9 protein-coding genes are annotated in these 10,217 nt (G+C 63.7%); 3 read left to right on the top strand and 6 right to left on the bottom strand.

What is annotated here, in order from left to right; translation table 11 throughout:
• The first annotated feature begins 106 nt into the window (after positions 1 to 106).
• A complete protein-coding gene (gene recD, locus ACF8C6_RS17015; protein WP_392500362.1) occupies positions 107 to 1,948 on the top strand; it encodes an exodeoxyribonuclease V subunit alpha in 1,842 nt (613 codons plus the stop codon).
• Positions 1,949 to 2,064: 116 nt separating this feature from the next.
• Positions 2,065 to 2,592 carry a transposase gene (locus ACF8C6_RS17010; RefSeq protein ID WP_392500361.1) on the top strand — a complete coding sequence of 176 codons (528 nt, stop codon included), beginning with the start codon at positions 2,065 to 2,067 and terminating at the stop codon, positions 2,590 to 2,592.
• An 86-nt stretch (positions 2,593 to 2,678) separates the two neighbouring features.
• On the opposite strand, the gene ACF8C6_RS17005 is transcribed toward ACF8C6_RS17010, so the two are convergent.
• Both ACF8C6_RS17005 and ACF8C6_RS17000 read right to left on the bottom strand, forming a co-directional pair.
• Positions 2,679 to 3,440 carry a TerC family protein gene (locus ACF8C6_RS17005; protein WP_392500360.1) on the bottom strand — a complete coding sequence of 254 codons (762 nt, stop codon included), beginning with the start codon at positions 3,438 to 3,440 and terminating at the stop codon, positions 2,679 to 2,681.
• Between the two features lie 104 nt (positions 3,441 to 3,544).
• Positions 3,545 to 4,480, bottom strand: a complete 936-nt coding sequence (locus ACF8C6_RS17000) for an AEC family transporter (RefSeq protein WP_392500359.1) — start codon at positions 4,478 to 4,480, stop codon at positions 3,545 to 3,547.
• 55 nt (positions 4,481 to 4,535) lie between these two features.
• Between ACF8C6_RS17000 and ACF8C6_RS16995 the strand changes: the two genes are divergently transcribed.
• Positions 4,536 to 4,937: a GFA family protein gene (locus ACF8C6_RS16995; RefSeq protein WP_392500358.1), complete on the top strand. Its 402-nt coding sequence runs from the start codon at positions 4,536 to 4,538 to the stop codon at positions 4,935 to 4,937.
• A 1-nt stretch (position 4,938) separates the two neighbouring features.
• Here ACF8C6_RS16995 and ACF8C6_RS16990 read toward each other — a convergent pair whose 3' ends face one another.
• From ACF8C6_RS16990 to ACF8C6_RS16975, 4 genes are all read right to left on the bottom strand, one after another.
• Positions 4,939 to 6,888 carry a DUF4105 domain-containing protein gene (locus tag ACF8C6_RS16990; RefSeq protein ID WP_392500357.1) on the bottom strand — a complete coding sequence of 650 codons (1,950 nt, stop codon included), beginning with the start codon at positions 6,886 to 6,888 and terminating at the stop codon, positions 4,939 to 4,941.
• Between the two features lie 2 nt (positions 6,889 to 6,890).
• Positions 6,891 to 7,211, bottom strand: a complete 321-nt coding sequence (locus ACF8C6_RS16985) for a DUF2388 domain-containing protein (protein WP_392500356.1) — start codon at positions 7,209 to 7,211, stop codon at positions 6,891 to 6,893.
• A gap of 99 nt (positions 7,212 to 7,310) precedes the next feature.
• The gene (locus ACF8C6_RS16980; protein WP_392500355.1) at positions 7,311 to 8,216 is read right to left on the bottom strand and encodes a glycosyltransferase family 2 protein; all 906 of its coding nucleotides are present in this window, start codon (positions 8,214 to 8,216) and stop codon (positions 7,311 to 7,313) included.
• A gap of 141 nt (positions 8,217 to 8,357) precedes the next feature.
• On the bottom strand, positions 8,358 to 10,205 hold the full coding sequence (locus ACF8C6_RS16975; protein ID WP_392500354.1) for an HAD family hydrolase: 1,848 nt from the start codon (positions 10,203 to 10,205) through the stop codon (positions 8,358 to 8,360).
• Positions 10,206 to 10,217: the final 12 nt, after the last annotated feature.

Raw genomic sequence — 10,217 nt, 5'->3', positions numbered from 1 at the left:
CAGGAGCTCCTGTGGGAGCGGCTTTAGCCGCGATGAGGCTACTTTCTCGGCTGAAGCGGTGTGCCGCCCAGCCACATCCACAATGGCTTCCTGGTCTGGAGGTCGCATGATTTTTTCCGATTTGCCCCTCGGCCCGCTGGAGCGCGCCCTGCTGGCCAGCCTGCAGCGCCTAGACGCCTTGGCCGATGAGGCCGTGCTGGCCTGTGCGGCCCTGTGCAGCGAGGCCCTGGCTGCGGGCGATGTGTGCCTGCCGCTGACGCGTGTGGCGGGGCGTAGGCCCTGGCCGGAATTCGATTTCGCCCTGCCGCCTTTGGTCGAGCTGCATGACCTGCTGCACGCCTCCACCCTGGTTGGCGCACCGGGTGACTTTGCTCCGCTGATTGTCGAAGGCGAGCGCCTGTACCTGGCCCGTTACCAGGCCTACGAACAGCACCTGGCCGAGCGCCTGCTGGCCATGTCCGCCGAGCGTCCGGCGGTGGATGAGGCCGTGCTGAGCGAGAGCCTGGCGCGCCTGTTCGCCTTCAACCAACAGCAACCGGACTGGCAGCGCCTGGCTGCCGCGCAGGCGGTACGCCGGCGTCTGGCGGTGATCTCCGGCGGCCCCGGCACCGGCAAGACCACTACCGTGGTGCGCCTGCTCGCCGCGCTCTTGGAGCAACCGGGTGGTGACAGGCTGGCCATCGGCCTGGCCGCACCGACCGGCAAGGCGGCGGCGCGCATGGCAGAGGCCATTCGCAATGCCAAGGCCAGCCTGCCGCTGGCCGACGAACTCAAGGCGCTGCTGCCCGAAGAGGCGCGCACCCTGCACCGCCTGCTCGGCAGCCGTGGCGACAGCCCTGCGGTGCGCCACGATGCGGCGCGGCCGCTGGCGCTGGATGTGCTGGTGGTGGACGAGGCGTCGATGGTCGACCTGGCGCTGATGGCCAAGTTGGTCGACGCCCTGCCACCTGGCGCGCGGCTGATCCTGCTCGGCGACAAGGACCAGCTGGCCGCCGTGGAGGCCGGCGCGGTGTTCGCCGAGTTGTGTGAGGGGCGTGGCTTCGATGCTGAAGCGGCCGCCGAGCTGCAACGCATCACCGGGCAGGCGGTGCCGGTCGAAGCGCCACGCTCGGCGCTGGGTGATGCCGTGGTGCTGTTGACTCACAGTCATCGTTTCGCCGGTGACAGCGGCATCGGCGAGTTGGCGCGACGGAGTAACGCTGGCGACTCCGCCGGCACGCTCAATCTGTTGCGCGAGAACCGCGCGGATCTGGCCTGGCAGGCCGGGCCGACCCAGGCCGCGCTGCTGGAGCGCCTGGAGCAGGGTTATGCGCCCTATCTCAAGGCCGCCCGCAAAGGCGATCCAAGCGAAGCCTTCGCCGCCTTCAACGCCTTCCGCGCGCTCACTGCCCAGCGCGAAGGCCCCTGGGGTGTTGCCGGTATCAACGAGGCGCTGGAAGCGCGGATCAAACGCCGCTATTCGTTGCCCGAGCGCGAGCGCTGGTATCCCGGCCGCGCGGTGATGGTGCGGCAGAACGATTACGCCTTGGGGCTGTTCAACGGCGATATCGGCATCTGCCTCGCCTCCGAGCATGGCCTGCGTGTCTTTTTTGAGGGCGAGGGCTCGGGCGAGAAAGGCTTCCGCGCCTTTGCTCCGGCGCGCCTGCCCAGCCACGATAGCGCCTTCGCCATGACCGTGCACAAGAGCCAGGGCTCGGAGTTCGCCGAAGTGCTGCTGGCCCTGCCGGAAAGCCCCAGCCCGCTGCTGACCCGCGCGCTGTTCTACACCGGTATCACTCGCGCCAAACAGAAAGTGGAAATCTGGGGCCTGCCGGCGCGCCTGGCCGAGGCGGTGAATACCAAGGCCGAACGCGCGGCGGGGTTGGCCGAACGTTTGGGGGCGGGGTCGTGCGAGCGGTCACAGCCACCGGCAGCAGTGACAGCAACGGATCAGCTCAGTCTGTTTTGACGATGCCCTCTCTCCCGGACTGAAGTCCGGGCTACAGTCCGGGCTGCGGCGTGTGAATGGGTAGCCCGGACTTCAGTCCGGGGATGGAGGTAAGGCCGAACAAGGAGGTTCAGCCAATGGTGCTCTACAGGCGCGCCCGGGTAGCGGGCGCCAGCTATTTCTTCACCTTGACCCTCGCGGATCGGCGCCAGGACCTGCTCACGCGACATATCGACCTGCTGCGCGAGTGCTTCCGCCAGATGCGCCGGAACCGGCCTTGCGTGATAGATGCCGCAGTCATTTTGCCCGAGCACTTGCACCTGATCATGAGCTTGCCGGAAGGCGATGAGGATTACGCTGCCCGCATCGCTTCGCTCAAGGTGTTGTTCGTCAAAGGGCTGCGCGAGCGTGGCCTATCGATAAGGCCGAACGGCCGGCGCGAGGCCGGCATCTGGCAGCTGCGCTATTGGGAACATGTTCTGCGCGATGAGCGCGATTTTGCCGCGCATGTCGATTACATCCACCTCAATCCGCTCAAGCATGGGTTGGTGCAGCGGGTAGTGGACTGGCCCTGGTCGAGCTTCCATCGCTATGTGCGGGCAGGGTGGTTGGCGGCGGATTGGGCGGGGGGATCCGAGGTGGAAGTTGGCGGATTCCCGGACTGAAGTCCGGGCTACAGTCCGGGCTACTTCGGAGTAGGGAATGAAAAACGGGGCCATTTGGCCCCGTTTTCTTTTGCGCGCGTTTCGGCTTATTCGCCCGGAATATCCTTGCGCAGCTTGACCGGGTCTTCCTTGCGGCCGCGGGCGATACGCATGCGGATGTTCAGGGCTTCCACGCCGAGGGAGAAGGCCATGGCGAAGTAGACGTAGCCCTTCGGTACGTGTACTTCGAAGGCTTCGGCGATGAGCACGGTGCCGACCACCACCAGGAAGGCCAGGGCCAGCATCTTCAGCGACGGGTGCTTGTCGATGAAGTCGCTGATGGTGCCGGCGGCCAGCATCATCACCAGCACGGCGACGATGATCGCGGCGACCATGACCGGTACCTGGTCGACCATGCCGACGGCGGTGATGACCGAGTCGAGGCTGAAGACGATATCGATGATGGCGATCTGGATGATGGTGCCGATGAAGTTGCGCGCGGCGGTGTTGCCCGGCGTTTGCTCGGTTTCGTCCTCGCCTTCCAGGCTGTGGTACATCTCGGTGGTGCTCTTCCACAGCAGGAACAGGCCGCCGAAGAACAGAATCAGGTCACGCCCGGAGATGCCCTGGCCGAACATTTCGAACAGGTCATTGGTCAGGCGCATGATCCAGGTGATCGACAGCAGCAGCAGGATGCGGGTGATCATCGCCAGGGCCAGGCCGAACATGCGGGTACGCGCCTGCAGGTGTGGCGGCATGCGCCCGACCAGGATGGCGATCATGATGATGTTGTCGATGCCGAGGACGATTTCCAGGGCAGTCAGGGTCAGAAAGGCAACCCAGATTTCCGGGTTGGTCAGCCATTCCATAGGGATTCCTTGGTGTGAGGTGGCAAGCGCCGAGAGCGGCGCGCGATTCTAGCGCCTGTTTTGTGAAAAAAACGTCGAAACCGACCGGCGTCAGATCGGCCTGCTCACGGGCTCAGCAGGCTCATCACCAGCGGCAGGCTGGCGGCGGCCAGCAGGGTCTGCAGGGTGATGATCCCGGCCATCAGATGGCTGTCGCCACCGAGCTGGCGGGTCAGTACATAGGCAGTGGGAGCAGTGGGCAGGGCGAAGAACAGGATCAGCACGCTGCTTTCCAGCGGTGGCAGCTGCAGCAGGCGGGCGACGGCGAAGGCCAGGGCGGGCATGGCCAGCAGGCGCAGGGTGCAGTTCCAGGTCAGCGCGGCCTTTTCACCGCGCAGCTCCTGTGGGCGCAGCGCGGCACCGACGCAGAGCAGGCCGAGCGGCAGGCTGGCGGCGGCCAGCAGGCCGAGCAGACGGTCGCTGCCACCCGGCAGGCCAAGGCCGCTTAGGTTGACCAGGATGCCGGCCAGGCAGGCGAGGATCAGCGGGTTCTTCAGCACCGGCAGCAGCAGGCTGCGGGCGCTGACGCCGCGATCGGCCGACAGCGACCAGACCGACAGCACGTTCACCGTCGGCACCATCAGCGCCAGCAGCAGGGCGGCCAGCACCAGGCCGGGCTGGCCATGCAGGCTGCCGATGGCGGCCAGGCCCAGGTAGGTGTTGAAGCGCAGGATGCCCTGGCTGAAGGCGCCGAAACGCGCCGCCGGCCAGCCGCGCAGGCGCCGCACGATGAGCAGGCCGAGCCAGCTGGCACCGAGGGCGCAGAATACGGCCAGCGCCAGTTGCGGCAGCGCCGGGTTATCCAGCGGCGCGCTGGCCAGGCTGCTGAACAGCAGGGCGGGAAACAGGATGAAGTAGTTGAGGCGCTCGGCCTCGGGCCAGAAGGCTTCGCCGGGAAACTGCCAGCGGCGCAGGGCATAGCCGGCAATGATCAGGGCGAACAGGGGCCAGAGGGCTTGCAGGAGAGTGGTCACGGCGGTTTCCAGGCGCAAAACGGGCATCTTGGGCAAAACGCCGATGCCGCGCTAGGGTGAAAAGCTGATCAGGAGGACGACTATGGTCGAATCCACTGCCGGCGGCTGCCACTGTGGCCGTTTGCGTTACCGCATCGATGCTCCCGTGCAGGACATCGCCCATTGCCACTGTTCGATCTGCCGGCGCACTACCGGCGGCATCGTCACCACCTGGATGACGGTGCCACTGGCGAGCTTCCACTGGTCACATGGCACGGCCGCGGCCTACGCCTCGTCGGCCAGCTGTATCCGCTATTTCTGCAGCCACTGCGGTTGTCACCTGGTGCTGTTCACCAGCCTCAGCCCGGACAGCCTGGACATCACGGTGGCCAGCCTCGATCACCCCGAGCAGGCGCCGGCGGATCGGCATATCTGGGTGAGTAACCGCCTGCCCTGGCTGCAGTTGGATCCGCAGTTGCCAGCAGAGGACGAGGAAGTGTTATGACTCAGGGCAGGCGTAATCCGCCGCCGGCATCGTGTAGCTGGCGCAGGTGCGCGCCCAGGCTTTTCAGGTTGGCCTCGCTGGCTTCGACCTCGGCCAGCAGCGCGGGCTCCAGCAAGGTGCGCACCTCCTGATCGAGGCTGTCGCTGAGTTGGCGCAGGCGTACCTGGCGGGCTGTGCTTTCGGCTTCCAGGCGTTGCCATTCGCCGGGTTGCGGCAGACCGTAACCGGCGTCGAGCAGTTCGGCCGGGCGGCTGAGGAAGCCGCTGTTGGCGAGGATTTCGCGCAGGGTGGCATCGGCCTCGCTGAAGCGTTGATCCTGGGCGTCATCGCGGGCACTCAGGTAGCGCTGCTTGAGTTGTTCCTGGGCCAGCAGCAGCTGGCGGCGCAGGGCAGCCTGTTCGAGCAGCAGCTGTGCGGCGCTGGCGCGCAGATCGGCCGGCTCGATCCATACCTGGCGCTGCTTGGCCGGTAGATCCAGCCAGTCCTCCACCCGCTCCTGGGGGATTGGCAGGCGTCCGCGCAGGATGGCGAACATGGCCTGGTAGCGCTCGCGGAAGGAGTCGAAGTGATAGCCCAGACGCAGTGCCTCACGGCGATCATCGAGCACGCTCATGTCGGCCAGACCGCGCCCGGCGAGCAGGGCGAGCAGGCCGTTGGGCATGATGCTGTCCAGCGCCTGCAGCTGACGCTGGCCGCTGCCGCTACGCAGCAGCTTGAGGGTTTCCACGGCACAGTTGTTGGACAGGAACCAGTAGTCGCCGTCATAGCTCCAGTGCTGCTCGGCGGCGCGCACCACCAGCTGTTCGAGCTCGTCACGACTGAGCCGCAGTGGTACTGAGGCCAGGCTGCGCAACTCGATCTTGGTGTATTCCTCGATCACTTGCTCCAGCGGCAGGATGAACAGTCGAGAAGGGTAGACGCCGGTCAGGCCGTCCCAGCTGGACAACTGCACGTCGCCGACAAAGGCGCGGTAGGACAGCACTAGGTGATGGCTCAGGTCCAGGCGACAGGCTGGACCGCGCGGTTTGCCCGGGGCGCAGATGACCAGGCGCAGCATGCTGTGGCCCCAGCGGCTGGCCCATTGGTCGTTGGCTTCGGCGAGCAGGTAGTCGACTTCGTAGACCTGCTCGGGGTCGAGTTGGCCCAGTGGCTGGCGGGCGAAGTCGCGTCCGGCGTTGAGGTAGGGGTAGCTGTCGGGGCAGGTGTTCTGCTCGGCAGGTTGCCAGGCGAAGTGCTGGCGCAGGTAGCGTTGCAGGCTGGGGCGGCGGCAGGCATAGCTGGGGTCGAGCAGGAAGTACTCCATGTTCACCGCGAGGAATTCACGCGGGTTGCTCAGCTCATAGCTGTCCGGGCTGCGCGCCACCTGACCGTTATCCGATTCGCGGGCGCCGCGCTTGCCCACGGCCTGTTGCCAGCCGGCCAGGTCAAGCAGACGCGGGTCGTCGCTGAGGCTGAAGCGGCGTTCTGCCTGCCCCCGGCACTCGTCGCGCAGGCCGACCGGGCCGCTGCGTGCCAGGTCGAGCTTGCAGCGTTGTTGCAGGCGCCGTTCTTCCTGCGGCCAGAGGCGTGCACGGTCGTAGAGGTGGGTCAGTTCATGCAGCACGGTGGCCAGCACCTCGCGCTGCAGATTGCCGTGGCTGCGGCCGCTGTCGGCCGTGGCCTGTGCCGGATCGAGCAAGCGTGGAAGCAGGCGGGCGTTGAGGCTGAGCGCGTCGAGGCGGGTGATGCGTCCGTAGGCCTCGGCAGGCAGATCATCAGACCAGCTTACCGTCACTTCACGATCCAGACGCTGGATGAAGCTTGGCGGCAGATGGGCCATGGCCTGGTCGAGCAGGGCCTGACTGGCCTGCTGATCGCTAGGGCTCAGGTCGCTGCTATCCAGCATCAAGCGCAGCTCGGCCTTGGCCGTCCCGCCCAGCAGGAGCAGCGCCGCCAGCCACGCGGCGCGCATGATCACAGCGCGAGAATGGCTGCGGCCAGTTGCAAGTCGGATGCCTGGCGCGCTTCCGGCAGATGCTCGCGCAAGGTACCGAAGGCAGCCTCCAGCTGGGCGCCGCGCAGGTCACCACCACTGGCAACGAAGCTGGCCGCCTCGTCACGAGCGGCGCGCACGACTTTCATATCGCGTACTGAAGTCGTGGTGTCGGAGGTGAAGTCGAGGCTGCGATCCAGGGCGCGGACGAGGATGTTACTGGTGGCGACCAGGGTTTGGGCTTGGGTGGTAGCGGTGAAGCAGAGAGACGAGAGGACAACGGCGGACAGCAGGCGGCGCATGGTGGCTCCGAGAACAGGATGGAAGTGAGTATTGGACGAGAATAGGCATGGCCAGTTCAAGCAGGCAGATTGCTCGGTTTAAGGTTAGGCTCTGCAGAATCAGACTTTGCGTAGCAGTGCGGCAGTAATCAGTGCCAGGTTATCCAGCCTCCCCTGGCGATAGATGCCGGAGCGCAATGTGCCCATTACCCTGCCGATAAGGTTGGCTCTGCGAGAGTGCATAAAGTGCTCCAGTGTCTTGCCATGATGTACGGCTAGCAGATGTTTGCAGCTCTCCAGCGCTTCCAGATTAATCTCGTTCCACTCTAGAAAGTGCCCGGACATGACCCCTCTCAGACGCTTCAACCGGCTCATCAATGAGTTGTTGGAGCCGATAAGATTGGTGGAGTGCTGTCGGTAGTCGATAGAGGGTTTTGGATCGTAGAAGATTTTACCGTTGCACCCACTGGTCAGCATGTATAGCCACCAGTCGTGTGAGACAACTGGAAGTGTGCCAGCCTCTTTGATTAGCCTTTTAAGTGCTGCGTTGAAGACCATGGTGTTGCCGCCAGCAAGGCTTTGCACCAGAGCATTTTGGAAGGAGGGTGGGCGCTGGAATAACGGTGAGAGGCCCAGGGGGCTGCCGTGTGCGCTAACAAGACGGGTGCGCGAGCAATACAGTGCAGGTATTTGCTCGGGGCATTCGCGTAGCCAGGCGACAGCCCGCTCCAGTTTGTCCGGGTGCCATAGATCGTCTTGATCGCAAAAGGCAAAGTAGTCAGCCGTTATGCCATCTCTGGCTGCCATGGACAGGAAGTTGATGGCGAACCCTTGTTGCGGGCCTTGGAAAAGGCTCAGGCGATTGCCGATATCGGCTCGGTAGCGCTCAATAACATTGAACGTGTCGTCGCTGGAGCCATCATCGGACACATAGAGAGACCAGTTCTGGTGCGTTTGTGAGAGCAGAGACTCCAGCTGGGCTGCCAGATAGCGTTCACCGTTGTACGTTGCCAACAGAATCGCCACCTGCTCTTGTTCACAGGGTGTATGGGTTTGAGGGCGCGATGGTGACACTACGCAGGAGTGCATGGTTTCTATTCGCTCTATTGAACGACGGTTGCAGAATTAGTTCTTCTTGTTGTCATCTGGCACCTATCGCCCGCGATATCAGGCCTTGAGTGCGTTCCAACCTGCTGGCCAGAGGTCGGGCTTAATATTGCTGTTTTGACCGTCGCCTGCAAAGGCAAAATAAGTGTGGCGGTTCTCGCTGCTGGCCCAAGCATCCCAGTTGTAGATTTTTCCGATCAAGTCGACTTGGGCGCGTGTCGGGTTGCTCAGTAGTTGCAATAGATTGTCGAGCGACCCTGTATAGCCCTGAGGTAGTGCCAGATCTTGGTAGAGGTGTTCGGCACTCTGCACGTAATCAGCGATGCCCCGGTTGATCTCATCAACGATGGGCGCGATGTCATAGTCGAGCCCCCGTTCCAGGTCCTCGATGAACTGCAGGCTCTTGTCCGTGGCGGAGCGGTAGCCGATCGTGGTGGGATGAGGGGCGGAAAAGAACAGTTCAGCAACGGCACGGTTGCGATAAAGCGTCAGCGACTGCAGGTGGCTGAGTCCCATGCTCTCGCTGAAGGCCCGGAGTTTGAGGTTTCGGCTGCTGGCCAATTTGCTTGAGTGTTCGGAAAGGCCGAGGTAGTAGCCGGTTACCTCCCAGTCGAACATGCCTTCGCAGGCGCTCTGGAAGGCCTGCTGGGTGGTCCCACTCCAGCCGACGTCGACAAAGGCAATGCGCATGTCATCCCTTAGCCCCAGATCCAGGAGGTGCCGGTAGAGGCCCTTGCGGGTTTCGCGGGCGGCTTTTAGCAGGTTGGGCCGCATCGCGATCAGGAACTGTGTGATTTCTTCAGTGTTGCTTTGACTCAGTGCGGTCGCGCTGGTCAGGCCCAGGTCGAGCAGCACTTGTTCATCGGGCAGGCCGAGGCCGATTCTGCTGAAAAGATCTTCCAGGGTGATGCTGTCGGCCCCTGACATCAGGAAGGGGACGTGCTTGAGGAAGTTCTGCTCGGTGAGGTTGGCCAGCGTGAACGACACGCGAGAACCACGCAGATAGGAGGCTTGGACCTGTTGTTCCGTTGAGGCCTGGTGCAGCTGGTGAAGCAAGTAGCCATCGCGTGAAACAAAGAGGATGCGGTCCACGTTGTCCAGGCGGGCTTGCTGCTGGATCCATTGGAGAAAGTCCCGCAGCACGGGGCCGCCGAACTGCCATCCCAACTGCCACCAGGGGCTGTTATTGGGGAAGTAGGTGCCGTAGCGCGACAGCCCGATGCTGAGTGAGCTGCGGGCATCGGGGAGGTTGTCAGGGGCGTTGAATTCAGGGGCTTGATAGTGCAGGTGCCTCAAGCCTTTTTCACCCGCTCGCTGGACGTCGCCCAGGGGATTGTCGCCGACATGCAGTATCTCGGCGGGCGCCCTGCCAAGCTGTTGGCACAGATGCTCGAAGAGTGCACCGCTATCGCGCTTGGTGCTGTTGCGGGCGGAGGAGATCAGGAAATGATCGACGACGATGCCCATGCGCTCCGCAAGCGCGCGAAAGAAGTCTTCCGGCAGGTACATGTCGGATGTCAGTGCTATTTCCTTGCCGGCCGCTCGTGCCTCATCCATCAGGGCAAGTACTTCCGGGTTTATCCGCAGAACCTGCTGCTCCAGGCGCTGCTCAAGATCGCCATGCCCACTCAGCCTGGATAAGGCTTCCGGCATGCTGGCGTAGATGTCGTTCAGGCATATTTCCTGGCGGCCATCTTGATGCATGCGTTGGAACCCTCGCTGCTGGGCGAGACTGCGCTGATGTCGGAAGTCCGTTACCTCCAACTTCAGGGCCATCAGGTCGAACAGTGCTTCAGGCTCATGCAGAAGCCTGACGAACAGGGTGTCGAATGCATCGAAAGAGACTGCCCGGACGTGCGGCAGTTGTTCGCGGAAGGCTTCGCTGATGCCCTGGTAGCGCTGAGTCATTGGAGTCGGCTC

The organism is Pseudomonas sp. zbq_18, from assembly GCF_043102245.1.
GTDB lineage: Bacteria > Pseudomonadota > Gammaproteobacteria > Pseudomonadales > Pseudomonadaceae > Aquipseudomonas.
Note: the sequence above shows the minus strand (reverse complement) of the source record. Positions and strands in the feature narration are given on the sequence as shown.

Bases quoted from the DNA above. Each gene is read 5' to 3' on its own strand.
- recD (WP_392500362.1), top strand. From the start codon at position 107: ATGATTTTTTCCGATTTGCCCCTCGGCCCGCTGGAGCGCGCCCTGCTG.
- ACF8C6_RS17010 (WP_392500361.1), top strand. From the start codon at position 2,065: ATGGTGCTCTACAGGCGCGCCCGGGTAGCGGGCGCCAGCTATTTCTTC.
- ACF8C6_RS17005 (WP_392500360.1), bottom strand. From the start codon at position 3,440: ATGGAATGGCTGACCAACCCGGAAATCTGGGTTGCCTTTCTGACCCTG.
- ACF8C6_RS17000 (WP_392500359.1), bottom strand. From the start codon at position 4,480: ATGCCCGTTTTGCGCCTGGAAACCGCCGTGACCACTCTCCTGCAAGCC.
- ACF8C6_RS16995 (WP_392500358.1), top strand. From the start codon at position 4,536: ATGGTCGAATCCACTGCCGGCGGCTGCCACTGTGGCCGTTTGCGTTAC.
- ACF8C6_RS16990 (WP_392500357.1), bottom strand. From the start codon at position 6,888: ATGCGCGCCGCGTGGCTGGCGGCGCTGCTCCTGCTGGGCGGGACGGCC.
- ACF8C6_RS16985 (WP_392500356.1), bottom strand. From the start codon at position 7,211: ATGCGCCGCCTGCTGTCCGCCGTTGTCCTCTCGTCTCTCTGCTTCACC.
- ACF8C6_RS16975 (WP_392500354.1), bottom strand. From the start codon at position 10,205: ATGACTCAGCGCTACCAGGGCATCAGCGAAGCCTTCCGCGAACAACTG.